This window comes from Polaromonas sp. P4_F4 (assembly GCF_056401355.1).
In genome coordinates, this window is the sequence record NZ_JBFUJO010000019.1 from 58,729 (window position 1) to 74,125 (window position 15,397).

Consider the following 15,397-nt stretch of genomic DNA (forward strand, 5'->3'; position numbering starts at 1 on the left):
CAGAAGCTGGCCGGGAAATACAGGCAGCCATCTCAATAGTTGAGAAGCACTGCACCCCAGGTAAAACCGCCGCCCACGCCTTCGAGCATGAGGGTGTCACCTTTTTTCACCTTGCCGCTGCGCACGGACGCATCCAGTGCCAGCGGGATGGATGCAGCCGAGGTGTTGCCATGCTCGTCTACCGTGACGATCAGCTTTTCCAGGGGCACCTTCAGCTTCCTGGCAGTGCTATGCATGATGCGGATATTGGCCTGATGCGGAATCAGCCAGTCGATGTCCGTATCCAGCAAATTGGCCTTGGCCAGTGCGGCCCGGGCCGCACTTTCAAGTACACCCACGGCCAGTTTGAACACCGCCTGCCCGTCCATTTTGAGGAAGGGATCGCCCAGCACCTGGCCGCCCGATACATTGCCCGGTACGCACAGGATGCCGACATGCTTGCCGTCAGCATGCAGATCGCTGGCGAGGATACCCGGCGTCTCCGACGCTTCCAGCACCACGGCGCCAGCACCATCGCCAAACAGCACGCAGGTGGTCCTGTCGGAGAAATCCAGAATGCGCGAGAACACTTCCGCGCCAATCACCAGCGCCTTGGTGGCCGAGCCGGTTTTGATCAACGCATCGGCCACGGTCAGTGCATAAACAAATCCACTGCAAACCGCCTGGACATCAAAGGCCGGGCAACCCGCAATGCCGAGTTTGTTCTGCACGATGCATGCGGCAGAGGGAAACACCATGTCTGGCGTCGACGTCGCAACAATGATCAGGTCGATGTCGGACGCCTGACGACCTGCAGCTTCCAGCGCGTGCCGGGCAGCTTTCACGGCGAGGTCGCTGCTGGACACATCGGGCGCGGCGAAATGGCGCGCCCGGATACCGGTGCGCTCCACAATCCATTCGTCGGAAGTTTCAACGCCTTTGGTGGCCAGCTCGGCGGCCAGCTCGGCATTGGTCAGTCGGCGCGGTGGCAAGTAACTACCGGTGCCAGTGATGCGTGAATAACGGGTCATTGATTAGTGTGCCGCTGTTGGGACTGCTGGGTCAACTGCCATCGAAGAAACCGCAGGCACGCCATTGTTGGCCGGTGCCGGCTGCCCCGCCACCAACAAGGGGGCGGCATGGGCGATGCGTTCGCGAACTCTCTCCAGCAAATTGTTACGAGCCGCATCATAAGCCCGATTCAGCGCCCTCTCAAAAGCAAAGGCATCTGCGGATCCATGGCTTTTGAAAACCAGGCCTTGCAGGCCCAGCAATGCGGCGCCGTTGTAACGCCTGTGGTCTACCCGGTTTTTAAATGCAGTTAGCACAGGATAGGCCACAATTGCCGCGCATTTCGTCAAAATATTGCGTGAAAACTCAGCCTTGATGAAGCCACCGATCATGCTCGCCAGCCCCTCGCTGGCTTTCAGCGCCACATTGCCGACAAAGCCATCGCACACCACGATATCGGTTGTGCCCTTGAAAATATCGTTGCCTTCAACATTTCCGTAAAAATTTAGATCACCGGAAATAGAGGCAGATCGCAGCAATTCACCGGCCTTTTTAATGGTTTCACTGCCTTTTATCGCCTCTTCACCGATATTGAGCAGTCCAACGCTAGGCGCGGGTTTACCGGAAATGGCGGCCACCAAGGCTGAACCCATGACCGCAAACTGCAGCAAATGGTCGGCAGTGCAATCCACATTGGCGCCGAGATCCAGCACCGTGGTGGCGCCGCCCGCAGCATTGGGCAGCTGTGTCGCAATGGCGGGCCGGTCGATGCCCTCCATGGTTTTCAGCACGTAGCGGGCAATGGCCATCAGTGCGCCGGTGTTGCCGGCCGAAACAGCGGCCTGGGCGACACCGTCCTTGACCTGGTTCATGGCCACCCGCATGGACGAGTTCTTTTTTCGCCGCAATGCGATTTCGATCGGATCGTCCATGGTGACGATCTCGCTGGCGGCAACGATTTGACAGCGGGGATGCGATTGCAGCAGGGCGTATTGCGGGTGCGCCGCCAGAACGTCTGGCTGACCCACCAGCACCACCGAGGCTTCCGGGTGGCCGCTCAAAAAGGCCAGGCTGGCGGGAACGGTCACGTCCGGGCCAACATCCCCACCCATGGCATCGACAGCGATCCTGATCATGAAAAGACCGGCGCAGTCAAGATTGAATTATGGACAAAAGAAAGGCCCGCAGTATCAGTGCGGGCCAGTACATCAAGCGCGGAATTACGCTTCGGATTTGGTTTTCAGCACCTTGCGGCCACGGTAAAAACCGGTCGGGCTGATGTGGTGGCGCAGGTGGGTTTCGCCCGTGGTGGATTCCACAGCGATGCCTGGCACGGTGAGTGCGTTGTGCGAGCGGTGCATGCCGCGCTTGGAAGGTGACTTTTTGTTCTGCTGGACGGCCATGATCCGCTCCTGAGGGGGGTATAGGGTTGGTAAATTACGCGCCAGATTTTTGAATTCAGGTAGCTGGGCCTGTATGTTGGTCTACAGGGCCGCATCACTACATTGGCACGCGAAGCCTTTGATTATAGCGCGATACCGGCAATTTTGGCCATCACCCCGCCCGGCAATTCCGTGGCTGCGCATCATTCCAGTGAATTCCCGCCGCCGCAGATAGTAAATCTAATACAAATTTATTACTTTTTCTTGAGCTGCGCCAGCACAGCGAAAGGATTGGGCTTCTGACCGGATTCGTCGGCGACGTCAGCCTCACCAGCCTGCAACTTGGGAGCCACCGGGCATTCGCCGTGCATGGGCACCAGTGGCAACGCCATCAACAACTCGTCTTCAAGCACCGCCAGCAAATCGAATTGCGGCTCCATCACCAGCAGGTCTTCTTCGGACTGATCGTCCTCGGCCATCGCAATGTCTTCGTTGGCAACAAAACGGTACCACTGATCCACCTGGACAGGGGTGACCACCGCCCCCATGCAACGCTGGCAGGTCAGCGGCACATCCGCTTGCGCTTGCAGGTGCAGCCAGACCTCGTCATCAGCCCCCGGGCGTGGCCGCAGCTCCGCCCGAGCCTCCCACTTTATAACTGACTCAGGCTCCAGCCCTTGTGTTTCCTCCACAAGGCGCTTCATATTTTGTAGCAAAGTGGTTTCGACAAGCGGCACACCATCCTGGGCGAAAGCTTGCATGTTGAGCCGGTGGGCTTGAAGAGATCTGGACATGGGTGCAGTGTAAGAGAATCGGAGCATGAACTCTGCCTCCAACCCGGTCGCCGCATCAACGGCAGCCACGGCCCTTGCGCCCACAAGCCGCCCACTGGTGCTGGGCTCGACCTCGCCCTATCGCCGCGAACTGCTGCAGCGCCTGCACCTCCCGTTTGAGGTGGCAACTCCCGACGTTGATGAGACACCGCTGCCCGGCGAAACGCCCCGCCTGCTGGCTGAACGTCTGGCACTCGCCAAGGCACGCGCGGTGGCTCGCAATTTTCCCCATGCGGTGGTGATCGGTTCCGACCAGGTGGCCGACCTGAACGGCCTGCCGCTGGGCAAACCAGGCACCCACGAACGGGCGGTTGCGCAACTGCGTCAGATGCGGGGCCAAACCGTGGTGTTTCAAACGGCGGTGGCCGTGGTGTGCCTGGAAAGCGGGTTCGAGCAAAGCAGCCTGGCGGCCGTGCGGGTGACATTTCGGGACCTGAGCGATGCGGAGATTGAAAACTACCTGCGCGCCGAGCAGCCTTATGACTGTGCCGGCAGCGCAAAAAGCGAAGGGCTGGGCATCGCGCTGCTCGAATCGATTGACAACGACGACCCGACCGCACTGGTCGGCCTGCCGCTGATACGTACCTGCAAAATGATCCAGGCGGCCGGTGTGGCCCTGCTCACCGGCAGCGGGGCACAGCGATGAGCGGCGCCATGAAAGGCCGGCTTTACCTGGTGCCCGCGCCGCTTGATTTTGGCTGCGACACCCAGGCCCCGCTTCAGGACGTGATGCCCTCGGGCACGCTGCAGGTCGCAGCCCGGCTGTCCTGCTGGATTTGCGAGAACGCCAAAAGCACCCGCGCTTACCTGAAGCGCATCAACGAACAGCACCCCCTGGCGCACCCGCTGCAGTCGCTACAAATTCAGGAGCTGCCGCGTGAGGTCCACAAGAAGGGCGATCACACCGGCAACTTTGATGCGCGGCCGCTGCTCGTGGCCGCGACGGAGGGCCATGACATGGGCCTGGTCAGTGAAGCCGGCATGCCGGCGATCGCCGACCCGGGCTCGTCAGTGGTGCGCGCAGCGCATGACCTCGGGCTGCAGGTGGTGCCGCTGACGGGCCCCATGTCGCTGATGCTGGCGCTGGCGGCGAGCGGCCTCAATGGCCAGAACTTTGCGTTTGTCGGGTATTTGCCGCAAGACGGCGGCGAGCGGACCCAGCGCATCCGCGAGCTGGAGTCTCTGGCCCTGAAAACCGGCCAGACCCAGCTTTTTATTGAAACGCCCTACCGCAATGCGGCCCTGCTACAGGCGCTGCTGCAAACGCTGCAGGGCAATACACGGCTGGCACTGAGCTGCGGCCTGACGCTGGACAAGGCCTCGTCGCGCAGCATGCAGGCCAGCGGCTGGAAACGCGACAAACCAGTCCTGCCACTGGATCTGCCCACGGTTTTTTGCATAGGCCGCTGAGAAACATCTGGGGCAGCCCGATAAAAAAAAGCCCGCACAATGAAATGGCGGGCTTTTTTTGGTTTTGTGGTGCAGCTGTTTTTTGGCGCTGCGTGATCCGAAAAGGCGCCTAGCGAATGGCAGGAATGACCTTGAAGGCCTTCATGGCCCCCTCGCCCATGGCCGCGCCAAACTTCTTGGCAAGGCGCTCGGCCACATTCTCGCGGCGCGTGTAGTCGATGATCTCTTCGGCCTTGACCACCTCGCGTGCCACATACTCCAGGCCGCCCAGCTGGTCAGCCAAACCCAGCTCCACCGCCTGCTGGCCGCTCCAGAACAGGCCGCTAAACATCTCCGGCATTTCCTTGAGGCGCTTGCCGCGGCCGGCTTTCACCACCGTGATGAACTGCTGGTGGATCTGGTCCAGCATGGCCTGCGCATACACGCGCTGCTTGTCGCTCTGCGGGCTGAAGGGGTCCAGAAAGCCCTTGTTCTCACCAGCCGTCAACAGCCGGCGTTCCACGCCCAGCTTGTCCATCAGGCCAGTGAAGCCAAAGCCGTCCATCAGCACGCCGATGCTGCCGACAATGCTGGCCTTGTCGACGTAAATCTTGTCGGCCGCCACCGCGATGTAATAGGCTGCCGATGCACAGGTTTCCTCCACCACGGCATAAACCGGCTTCTTGTGCTTGATCTTGAGGCGCAGGATTTCGTCATTCATCATGCCGGCCTGCACCGGGCTGCCCCCCGGTGAGTTGATCAGCAGCACCACGGCCTTGGCGCCATCGTCTTCAAACGCGGCACGCAGCGCCGCATTGACAAACTCGGCACTGGCGTCGGCGCCGGCGGCGATTTCACCCTTGATCTCCACCACGGCCGTGTGCGGCGCGGCCGCATCGGTGGCGGGGGTACCGCGGTGCAGGAGCATCCACACCAGCACGATGAAAAACGCCAGCCAGGACAGGCGCACAAAGGCTTTCCAGCGGCGGGCAGCTTTTTGCTCATTGAGCGATGCAAACGCCAGCTTCTCCAGCGTCGCGCGCTCCCAGCCGGGAGCCAGGGACGGGTCGGCCTGAAGGGCTTTTTTCGCTCCCGCTTCAGGAGCACGATCTTCCGGATAAGGACGGGACTCCGGCTGGTTCGGCCTGAAATCCGACTCCCGCAGGAGATCAGGGGAGGTGTCGTTCGGATTGTCGGGGCGGTTGGATTCGTTCATGGTCGCTAGTTTAGAGAAGTATTAGAACTGTACCGGTCTGAGGTTGTAAGCGGAATGCCAATAAACAACCCCGTCATTTTCCGAAAGCGTGATTTTGATCAACCCGCCCTGGCAGGGGCCGCCTGCGCACTGGCCGGTATCGGGCCGGTAAGCCGCACCATGGCTGGCGCACAGCAGCCATTGTCCGCTGTCGTCAAACACCTGGTTGGGCTGCCAGTCGAGTTCCATGGCCACATGCGTGCAGCGGTTCAGGTAAGCATGCGGCAGGCCCTCGTAACGGATGGCAAAAGCCCGGCAGGTCTGGCCCGCATAGTTGATATCGAAGGGCACTGCCTCCCCGCCGTCGACCAGGTCACTGGCATTGCACAGGGGTAACAGCTCATCCATGGGAAGCCCTTCAGTCGCTGGTACTAGCCATTACTAGCCATTGACCAGCAGCCAGTCATGGAGGTCCTGCACCGAATGGGCCACGTGGCGCGGCGCCAGGGCCGTGAAGGCATCAGGTTCGTGCGCGCCGTAGCTCACCCCCACACTGGGGCAGGCCGCATTGAGCGCCATCTGCAGATCGTGCGTGGTGTCGCCCACCATCAGCATCCGCTGAGACGTGCAGCCGAATTCCTCCATTAGCTCATGCAGCATCCGCGGGTCGGGCTTGCCGGCCGTCTCGTCGGCCGTGCGCGAGCCGTGAAACATGCCCTTGAGTTCCGCGCTCCGCAGCGCCTCATCCAGCCCGCGCCGGGATTTTCCGGTGGCCACCGCCAGCCGGAAGCCACGCGCCTTGAGGGCATTCAGCATCGGCAACACGCCGTCAAAGAGGATCAGGTCGTCGTAGTGGGCAGCGTAATGGTGGCGGTAACGGGCGCCCAGCTCGGGGTATTTTTCAGCGGATACATCCGGAGCCGCATAGGCCAGCGCCTGCATCAGGCCCAAGCCGATCACATAGGCGGCCGCCTGGTCGGTGGGCACGGTGCCACCCACGTCACGCACCGCGGCCTGGATGCAGCGCACGATGATGCTGGTGGAATCGAACAGCGTGCCGTCCCAGTCAAAGGCGATCAGGTCAAAATTTCGGGTGTGCATGCCTTGATTGTCGCTGGCCCCGGCACGCCCTGCAGGGCTGGGGCCATAGCGTCACGGTTCTCGGGTGCCTTCGGGCCGGAGCGACAGGAACTGCTGCAGTTCGTCGGGCAAGGGGGTTTCCAGGTGGATGGTCTTGCGTGTCTTGGGGTGGTTGAATTTCAGGCTCCAGGCATGCAGGAACATGCGCTTGAGGGGCGCGCCCCCGGCGACGGACTTCTGCAGGGACTTGTTCAGCTCGAAGTCGCCGTATTTATCATCCCCCGCAATCGGGTGGCCCTCGTTGGCCAGGTGCACGCGAATCTGGTGCGTGCGGCCGGTCTTGATGGTGACTTCGAGCAGGGTAAACGGGGTGCCCGGGGCCACGGGAAGGGCCGCAAAGGCGGACTTGACCTTGACCAGCGTGACCGAGCGCATGCCGTCGGGATGGTCATTGGACACCACCTTGACGCGCCGTTCGCCTTCACCAGCGCCACCGGGCAACAGGTATTTATGCAGCGCCTTGTCGATCACGCGGTGATTGGCAGGCCAGTTGCCGCTCACCAGCGCCAGGTAAACCTTGTCGGTTTCGCGCTCGCGAAATTGCTCCTGCAGCAGTTTCAGGGCCATGCGGCGCTTGGCGATCAGCAGGATGCCGCTGGTTTCCCGGTCCAGCCGGTGCACCAGCTCCAGGAAATCCGCCTCCGGCCGGGCCATGCGCAATTGTTCAATCACCCCAAAGCTCACACCGCTGCCGCCGTGCACGGCCACGCCGGCCGGTTTGTCGATGGCCAGCAGGAAGTCATCTTCGAAAAGGACGGGAAACTCCCGCGAGGGCGCATACCCGCCGACGGTGGAGCTGGCACCGTGGCGCGCCACCTCCTCGGCCATGGCCTGGGCCTTCTGGTCAGCCCGCTCCGAGGTCCGCACCGGCGGCAGGCGGACCACGTCGCCAGCCTCGAGGCGGGTGTCGGCCTGCGCCCTGCCCTTGTTGATCCGCACCTCGCCGCTGCGGATGATGCGGTAAACATGGGTTTTGGGCACACCCTTGAGCTGGCGGATCAGGAAGTTGTCGAGCCGCTGGCCGGCGTAGTCTTCATCGACCGTGACCAGCGTCGCCTGGGGCTGCGCCGGGGCAGCCACCTCGCGAACGACGGGACGGGACGGGGTCTGGGGCCTGGGTTGGGAGGCGGCAACAAGCGCGCGGACCGGTGCTTTAACCGGTCTCCTTGCCTTGCCTGCCGCTACCCCTATAATGTGTTTCACTAGCGATATGCTGTAAGTGGTTGATTTGTCTGGAGTTTAGTCCACCCAAGTCCGGAGCCCATCAAAAGGCTTGTTAACAAGCCGCCTACAGCCCCGCTGGAAGGTCGATGCCCTGCAGGCAATTGCCCGCAAGCGACGAGTGCCAGGCACCTCGCGGCGAGCGGATTACCGTGCAGACGAGTCGGCGTTTTGCGAATACAACTACGGAATACCATGCATTCAGCCCAAGTCACGCCAATCATCGTGCACAACAGGCTGCATGCGGATCCAGCTGAGATCAAGTCCTTTAACGGGTAGCCTTCTGATGACAACATGGGTCAGTCTGATAAATATATGCCTGCGGCGCCTTGGGGCCCTGCTTTTTGGCATAAATCAGCCTCCACCCATTGTCCAGTGGGCGCAAGCCGCTACATATTTTGTGGCAAGCACCTGTTTGACCCCTGCTCACTCCATCCACGCGCCTACGCCCAGACCACTTCGCTGACTGATTTTTCAGTCGGCCAGGGTGCGGTCAAAAGCTCTCCGGCAATTCCCCACGTTCGCACTGCGTCCCTCCGGCGTCGTTAGCCCATTTTGGGCATGTGATTGATGTTCGAGACATGACATCAAAACGAAGAACGATAAGGAAAGCTACCCATGAAACGGATGCTGGTAAACGCCACACAGGCAGAAGAACGCCGTCTGGCGATCGTCGATGGACAAAAACTCCTCGACTACGAAATTGAAATTGAAGGGCGCGAGCAGCGCAAGGGCAACATCTACAAGGCCGTCGTCACCCGCGTCGAGCCTTCGCTGGAAGCCTGTTTTGTCGATTACGGTGAAGACCGCCACGGCTTCCTGCCGTTCAAGGAAATCTCCAAGCAATACTTTGCACAAGGCGTGCCGGTCAGCCAGGCACGCATCAACGATGTGATCCGCGAAGGCCAGGAGCTGCTGGTCCAGGTGGAAAAAGAAGAGCGCGGCAACAAGGGCGCAGCCCTGACCACGTTCGTGTCGCTTGCCGGCCGCTATGTGGTCCTGATGCCCAACAACCCGCGCGGCGGTGGCGTGAGCCGCCGCATCGAAGGCGACGACCGGGCCGAGCTCAAGGAAGCGATGGACCAGCTCGAGTACCCGAACGGGATGAGCATCATCGCGCGCACCGCGGGCATCGGCCGCAGCGCGCCTGAGCTGCAGTGGGACCTGAACTACCTGCTCAAGCTCTGGACGGCCATCGACGGCGCCGGCAAGGGCGGCAAGGGCGCTTTCCTGATTTACCAGGAATCCAGCCTGGTGATCCGCGCCATCCGCGACTACTTCAACAGCGACATCGGCGACATCCTGTTCGACACCGACGACGTCTACGAGCAGGCCCGCCAGTTCATGGCGCATGTGATGCCCGAGCATGAGCACCGCGTCAAGCGCTACCGCGATGACGCACCGCTGTTCTCGCGCTTCCAGATCGAGCACCAGATCGAATCGGCCTACGCCCGCACCGTGCAACTGCCTTCCGGCGGCGCCATCGTGATCGACCACACCGAAGCACTGGTTTCGGTCGACGTCAACTCGGCCCGCGCCATCAAGGGCGGCGACATCGAGGAAACCGCCACGCGCACCAACCTGGAAGCCGCCGACGAAGTCGCACGCCAGATGCGCCTGCGCGACCTGGGTGGCCTGATCGTCATCGACTTCATCGACATGGAAGAGTCGCGCAACCGCCGCGACGTGGAAAACCGCCTGCGCGATGCGCTGCGGCAAGACCGCGCACGCGTGCAGTTCGGCACCATCAGCAAATTCGGCCTGATGGAAATGAGCCGTCAACGGCTGCGGCCAGCCTTGTCGGAAGGCGCATCGATTCCCTGCCCGCGCTGCGGCGGCTCCGGCCATATCCGCGACACGGAAAGCTCGGCGCTGCAGATCCTGCGCGTCATTCAGGAAGAGTCCCTGAAAGACAGCACGGCTTCGGTGCTGTGCCAGGTGCCGGTGGATGTGGCATCTTTCCTGCTCAACGAAAAACGCTCCGAAATCGGCAAGATCGAGCTCAAGCAGCGCATCAATGTGCTGCTGGTTCCCAACAAGACACTGGAGACGCCGAACTACCGCCTGGAGCGCCTCAAGCACGACGATCCGCGCCTGGACAATATCGAAGCGAGCTACAAGCTGGCCGACGAGGTGGAAGACCCGACGACGGTGACCCGCCGCAGCCAGGAAAAACACAACAAGCAGGAACCCGTGATCAAGGGCGTACTGCCCGATGCGCCTGCGCCGATTGCGCCACCCAAGCCCGAACCGGTAGCCCCTGCGGCCAAAGTGGCACCCCGCCCTGCGCCGGCAGCGCCCGCCCACGTGGCGGCCGAAAAAGGCTTCTTTGGCTGGATCAAGAGCCTGTTCGGCGGCGCCGAGGCACCGGCTGCTGCGCCTGCCATTGAAGTGAAAAAAGAAGAGCGTGGCGGCGACGCACGACGTGATGGACGTGGCGAACGTGGCGAACGCGGCGAGCGAGGTGAACGTTCAGAGCGCGGTGGCCGCGATGGCCGCCGTGGTGGCCGCAGTCGTGGTGAAGGACGTGGCGAGGCTCGCCCGGAGGGCCGCCCCGAAGGCCGTGGCGACCGTACCGAGGGCCGCGGCGGCGAACGCCGTGAACGCAGTCCCGAAGCACGCGGCGAAGGCGCACGCCAGGAGCGTCCCGCCGGCGAAGTTCGCGCTGAAGCCCGCACTGAAAATCGCGGCGAAGGCCAGCCCCGCGGCGAAAGCCGTGAAGGGCGTGAGGGTCGCGGCGAAGGTCGCGGTGACCGCAACCGCCGCGAGCGCGGCGAACGCGGGGACCGCATTCCGCGCGATGCGGTAGAGCAGGATCTCGCACTGGCCAACCAGGCCGCCATGGCTGCAGCCATGGGTGGCGATGCTGCCGTGCAAGGCCAGGACAGGCCCGCCCCGGAAGCCGGCCGTGACGGCGATCGCCAGCAGGGCGGACGCGAAGGACGGGGCGAAGGCCGCCGTGAACGCGGCGAACGGGGTGGTGAACGCGGTGGCCGTCGCAATGACCGCCGCGGCGAACGCACCGAGGGCCAGGGCCCGGCCCCCGAGGCGGCTGGCAACCTCGTGAATGCTGAAGCCGCGCCTATGGCCGCCGCCGCACTCGACGAGACCGGCCAGGGCGTCAACCCGGCAGACGAGCAACGCCAGCCCCGCGAACGCCGCAGCCGTGACCGCTACGGCCGCGACCGGCGCGAGCGTGGCGAGGAGCGCGGTGAAACCGGCGAGCGCAGCGAGCAGCCCGCCGAGGGCGCCGCCGCACCCGCCGGCTCAGCGCCAGGTCAGGTGCCAGCCCAGGAAGAGCGTGCGCCAGTCGCTGCAGAATTTGTAGCACCGACGACCCCTTCGGCAAACGTTCCAGTTGCGGTTCCGGCTCAGGTTCAGGCTCCCGCGCCTGCCTACACGGCACCAGCCGCTGTTGTCGCACCAGTGGCTGCGCCCGTGCCGGTACCTGCGCCCGCAGCAGCCGGTATCACGCTGCCCAAGGTCCAGGCCTACGCCCTGCCCCTGCAGGACCTGGCCCAGGTGGCCGAGTCTTCAGGCCTGCAGTGGGTCAACTCCGATGCGGCCAAGATTGCCGAGGTGCAAGCCGCCATCGCAGCTGAAATCAAACCGCTGCATGTGCCGCGCGAGCGCCCACCCCTGGCGGTGTCCGATGAAGGTCCACTGGTGCTGGTGGAGACCAAACGCGATCTGGGCTCGATGACGCTGCCCTTTGAAAACCCGGCCGCCTGATGGACTGACGGGCAATCACCCCCCATGAAAAAGGCCCCGCACGCGGGGCCTTTTCTTTGCCTGTCCACTTTGCCTGTCCAGCTTCTTGCGCCGGTATTCCGTGAAGTTTTGTGCTGCGCCCTGCACAGACAGCAGCGCCTGGCCGCAGAGTCCTTGCGCTTCTATCTCTAATTAAGCTGTGCAGCGCGCTTGTAGGCCTGGGCCGCCGCCGGCTCATCCTCACGCTGCTCAGCCAGCACTGCCAGCGCACGCCAGGCATTGCGGTGCAGCGTGGCATCCTGCAGGCCCATGGCGGCTTGCGACAGCAGCTGGCGGGCCTTGCCCCACAGTTGGCGGTTCAGGCAGGCCATGCCGGCCAGGTACTGCAGATTGGCGTCGCGCGGCCGGCTGAGCTGCGCCGTTTCGATACGGGCCAGCCAGGCCGCGTCCAGGGAGTCCAGGCCAGCTTCCAGCACCGTGATCAGCTTGATGCGAAGGTTGTCGCCGATCTCCGAGCGCGGCTCCATCATGCGGTCCCACACCTGCAGCAGCCAGGCGCGCGCCAGCCCGGCGTCGCCGTGCAGCGCCATCAGCCGCGATGCGGCATGCACCACCAGCTCAGGCATCGCCCGCTCGCTCTCGTCCAGCGAAAACCAGGCTTGCTGCAACTGCGCCGGATCATGCGCGTCGTTCAGCAACTCCAGTGCCAGGCCGCGCACAATGCTTTGCGCCGCCGCCTGTGAAAAAGCACGGTGCTTGGCCAGCAGGCGGGCGGTGTCCAGCGCCAGCAAGGTCTGCTTGACCTGACGGGTCGCGCGCAGCTTCATGCGCAGGGCCAGGGTACGCCGCGCGGCGCCTTGGGGCAACTGCGTCAGCCACTCGAGTGCAGCGCCGGCATCACGGTCTTCCAGCGCCCAGCGTGCCGCACGGAGCTGCACACCCTCGCGCACTTCCTGCGCATGGCGCTGGGCCGCGCTTTGCAGCGCCAGCTGCAGGTGCTGGTCGCGCAAGGCACTGTTTTGCAGGGACTGCGCGCTTTCCGCTACCAGCAGGTGGGCCAGCGATCGCAATTGCGTGGACCGGCTCGCGCTGTGGCCGGTCACCTGGCCCGATTGATCGGTGAGCAGGCCCAGGCTTTTTTCCTGCACGAGGGCGTTTTGCGCCGACTTGGTGGCGCGGATGTAGCGCCCCGCCAGCAGGTTCGCCAGCGAGTCCATCAGGGAGCCGTACATGGCACGCTCTTTCTGCTGGGCACGCCAGCGCCGCGCTTCCAGCGGCAGGGCGAACAGGGCCGACATGGCGCGCAGGGCACCGTACAGCAGCATGAAAAAGCCTGCCAGTACCAGCACCATCAGGTTGAAGGAAACATCAAGCCGGTGCGGCGGCCAGAAGACAGTGACCACCGCCTGGTTGTTGCCCGCAAACAGGGCCACAGCCACGGCGACACCAAACAGGGCCACAAGCCAGAGGGCGGCGCGCATCGTTGGCTCCCTGTCCTTAACGCTTAACGGCCTGCAGCCGCGGTGGCCAGTGCAGACATGGTTTCGTCCAGGCGGGGCAGCTCGCTGGTTTTGAGCTGGCCCTGCACCTGTTGCAGCAACTGGGCCGCCACCTGGGTCTTGCGCGAAGCAGGGTCAAAGTATTTACCCAGCCAGGCGTTGGCGCTCAGCAAGTCCGCGCGCGCGGCTTCCGTCTGGCGTGACAGCAGGCCAAGGCGCGCATTGAGCAGCTTGAGCTTGAGGTTTTCACGCAGGAAAAACGACTGTTCGGGAGAAAGCAGTGCCGCCTCAGGCTGCTCGATGCGGCTCACGCGCAAGAGCTTGCGGGCTTCTTCGCGCAGGTTGTCGAGCGTCCGCTGCGCCCAGGTATTGAGCACCAGCTTGTCAAACACCAGCAGCGAGTGCTGGGGCGCGGAGGCGCCAGTGTGCGGGACCGAAGCCGCCCCGGCGAGGCCATTCGCCCCGCGCACAGGCGCCGCAGCCACCATGGCATTGGCCAGCGGCAAGTCGTCGGCCAGGCGGACCAGTTCGTCGAGCTTGAGCAGCAGCACGGGCACATCGGTCAGGCTGGCCGCCTTGATGCGGTCCATGTCCCGGGAGATGGCGCGCTGCAAGGGGTTCAGGCGGGGCTGGGCGGCGCGCGCCAGGCGCTGCTCGGCCGACTTGAGCGCCGCGAGCAGCGGCTCGGCGCTGCCTGTGAGCTGGGCCTGCTGCTGGGCCAGCCGCAACGCAGACTCCATATCCACCACCAGATTTTCATCCCGCGAGCGTGACAGGCTCTGCATCAGCTCTTCAAGTTGCGTGCGCTGCAGGCTGACTTCGCTGATGCGGGTTTCCTGCAGGGCCAGCCGGGCCGACAGCTCCCGCGCGCCTTCCTGGGCCTGCCGGGCCAGCGTGCGCGCTTCTATCGCCTGCGCACCCGACTCCGTGCTGCGGCGGGCGAGTTCTTCCTGGATATTGCCGAGCTTTTGCCAGAGCAGCCCGCTGGCGAGCAAGCCGGCCGCCGCCAGCACCGCCACTAGGAGCGCCCATTTGCGGGGCACCACCCAGGCATCTGGCCGAACGGACTGCGGCTCGGCCGGTACCAGGGCGCGTTCCAGCACAGACTCGCTGTCGGAAACGGGTTGTTCGGGCTGGGCGGGATGGCTGCTGTCGCTCATGGATGAAGTGATTCTATCGAGCGGACAACGGCCTTGATGTCGTTCAGCGCCGGACGTGACTCCACAACAACACCCCAGCCCGCAGCACGCACGGTATCGGCAATGCGCGGATGCGTGGCCACGGCGCGCGCGTGGCGCCAGTCCATCGCCGGCAGGCTGGCCAGGTTGGCCACCGCTTCTGAACTGCTGAACAGCCAGACCGAGCCATCGGTGCTGGCAGCCCTGGCACGCCGCAGCTGCGCTTCGGTCAGCACCGGCGCACGGCGCTGGTACACCGCCAGGAAATCCACCTGTGCGCCCGCCGCTTCCCACTGGCGTGCCAGCCAGTCCCGGCCCGGCGAGCCTGTGCCCTCGCCCGCCGCACCGACGCTGTGCCCGCGCACGATCAGCACCCGGCGGCCCTGCCAGCGGCGCGGGCCCACCACCTGCCACAGGGCTTGCGAATCAAACTGGCTGGCATCCGGCGCCGGCGCATCGATCTGCGCCGCGGGAACGCCGGCGGCAAGCAGTGCAGCCACCGTGCCCGGCCCCGGCGCCATGAAGCGCAGGTCGGGCAATGGCCGGCTTAAGACCGAATTCGCTATGTTATTAATAGCTGATTGTTCAGTGAATTCAAGGCTAGCAGCCAAATTTCCCCTGAAAAAATGCTCTACCGCATTGGCACTGACAAACATGCAGGCAGCGTAGCTGTCCAGCGTTTGCCAGGCCTGCTCCAGCGCCTGCAGGTCCGAAAGCCTGCTGGCCGGTGCAATGTCAATCAGGGGTAGAGCCTCGGCCTCGATGCCGCTCTGCTGGAGCTGCTGCACCCAGTGCTGCGCATCGCGAGCGGGCCGGGTCACAATGACGCGGACAGGGCGGGGAATGCTCACTCGGCCCC

At 63.7% G+C, this 15,397-nt stretch carries 14 protein-coding genes; 3 read left to right on the forward strand and 11 right to left on the reverse strand.

The genetic code is table 11. The features are described from left to right. Window positions 1-32 precede the first annotated feature (32 nt). The 4 genes from AC1DUR_RS18705 to AC1DUR_RS18720 all read right to left on the reverse strand — a co-directional run bounded on the left by AC1DUR_RS18705 (window position 33) and on the right by AC1DUR_RS18720 (window position 3,076). Complete coding sequence (locus AC1DUR_RS18705; protein ID WP_477720301.1) at window positions 33-1,010, reverse strand: beta-ketoacyl-ACP synthase III; 978 nt, start codon at window positions 1,008-1,010, stop codon at window positions 33-35. 3 nt (window positions 1,011-1,013) lie between these two features. Further along, entirely contained in the window at window positions 1,014-2,126 is a 1,113-nt protein-coding gene (gene plsX, locus AC1DUR_RS18710) for a phosphate acyltransferase PlsX (protein ID WP_477720302.1), read from the reverse strand. Window positions 2,127-2,210: 84 nt separating this feature from the next. Continuing rightward, window positions 2,211-2,393, reverse strand: coding sequence for a 50S ribosomal protein L32 (gene rpmF, locus AC1DUR_RS18715; RefSeq protein WP_007873878.1), 183 nt, complete (start codon window positions 2,391-2,393; stop codon window positions 2,211-2,213). 233 nt (window positions 2,394-2,626) lie between these two features. Further along, window positions 2,627-3,076, reverse strand: a complete 450-nt coding sequence (locus AC1DUR_RS18720) for a YceD family protein (protein WP_477721947.1) — start codon at window positions 3,074-3,076, stop codon at window positions 2,627-2,629. 115 nt (window positions 3,077-3,191) lie between these two features. Here AC1DUR_RS18720 and AC1DUR_RS18725 point away from each other — a divergent pair, with 115 nt between their 5' ends. Next, window positions 3,192-3,851: a Maf family nucleotide pyrophosphatase gene (locus AC1DUR_RS18725; RefSeq protein WP_477720304.1), complete on the forward strand. Its 660-nt coding sequence runs from the start codon at window positions 3,192-3,194 to the stop codon at window positions 3,849-3,851. Further along, a complete protein-coding gene (locus AC1DUR_RS18730; protein ID WP_477720305.1) occupies window positions 3,848-4,615 on the forward strand; it encodes an SAM-dependent methyltransferase in 768 nt (255 codons plus the stop codon). Before AC1DUR_RS18725 ends, AC1DUR_RS18730 begins: the two co-directional genes overlap by 4 nt. Window positions 4,616-4,724: 109 nt before the next feature. On the opposite strand, the gene AC1DUR_RS18735 is transcribed toward AC1DUR_RS18730, so the two are convergent. From AC1DUR_RS18735 to AC1DUR_RS18750, 4 genes are read right to left on the reverse strand one after another with little or no spacing between them, the layout of a single operon-like run. Beyond that, a complete protein-coding gene (locus AC1DUR_RS18735; protein ID WP_477720306.1) occupies window positions 4,725-5,810 on the reverse strand; it encodes a S49 family peptidase in 1,086 nt (361 codons plus the stop codon). Between the two features lie 21 nt (window positions 5,811-5,831). After that, window positions 5,832-6,197: a Rieske (2Fe-2S) protein gene (locus AC1DUR_RS18740; RefSeq protein ID WP_477720307.1), complete on the reverse strand. Its 366-nt coding sequence runs from the start codon at window positions 6,195-6,197 to the stop codon at window positions 5,832-5,834. A gap of 33 nt (window positions 6,198-6,230) precedes the next feature. Beyond that, window positions 6,231-6,890, reverse strand: a complete 660-nt coding sequence (locus AC1DUR_RS18745; RefSeq protein ID WP_477720308.1) for an HAD family hydrolase — start codon at window positions 6,888-6,890, stop codon at window positions 6,231-6,233. A gap of 51 nt (window positions 6,891-6,941) precedes the next feature. Further along, a complete protein-coding gene (locus AC1DUR_RS18750) occupies window positions 6,942-8,132 on the reverse strand; it encodes an RluA family pseudouridine synthase (protein ID WP_477720309.1) in 1,191 nt (396 codons plus the stop codon). Between the two features lie 636 nt (window positions 8,133-8,768). Between AC1DUR_RS18750 and AC1DUR_RS18755 the strand changes: the two genes are divergently transcribed. Further along, the gene (locus AC1DUR_RS18755) at window positions 8,769-11,882 is read left to right on the forward strand and encodes an Rne/Rng family ribonuclease (protein WP_477720310.1); all 3,114 of its coding nucleotides are present in this window, start codon (window positions 8,769-8,771) and stop codon (window positions 11,880-11,882) included. Window positions 11,883-12,049: 167 nt separating this feature from the next. Here the strand turns inward: AC1DUR_RS18755 and AC1DUR_RS18760 are convergent, their stop codons facing one another. Genes AC1DUR_RS18760 through AC1DUR_RS18770 form a run of 3 tightly spaced genes read right to left on the reverse strand, consistent with a single transcriptional unit; the run spans window position 12,050 to window position 15,389 of the window. Then, complete coding sequence (locus tag AC1DUR_RS18760; protein WP_477720311.1) at window positions 12,050-13,342, reverse strand: heme biosynthesis HemY N-terminal domain-containing protein; 1,293 nt, start codon at window positions 13,340-13,342, stop codon at window positions 12,050-12,052. Between the two features lie 23 nt (window positions 13,343-13,365). After that, window positions 13,366-14,520 (reverse strand): uroporphyrinogen-III C-methyltransferase, encoded by a 1,155-nt coding sequence (locus AC1DUR_RS18765; RefSeq protein ID WP_477720312.1) that lies wholly within the window; start codon window positions 14,518-14,520, stop codon window positions 13,366-13,368. Beyond that, the gene (locus AC1DUR_RS18770; protein ID WP_477720313.1) at window positions 14,517-15,389 is read right to left on the reverse strand and encodes a uroporphyrinogen-III synthase; all 873 of its coding nucleotides are present in this window, start codon (window positions 15,387-15,389) and stop codon (window positions 14,517-14,519) included. Before AC1DUR_RS18770 ends, AC1DUR_RS18765 begins: the two co-directional genes overlap by 4 nt. Window positions 15,390-15,397 lie beyond the last annotated feature (8 nt).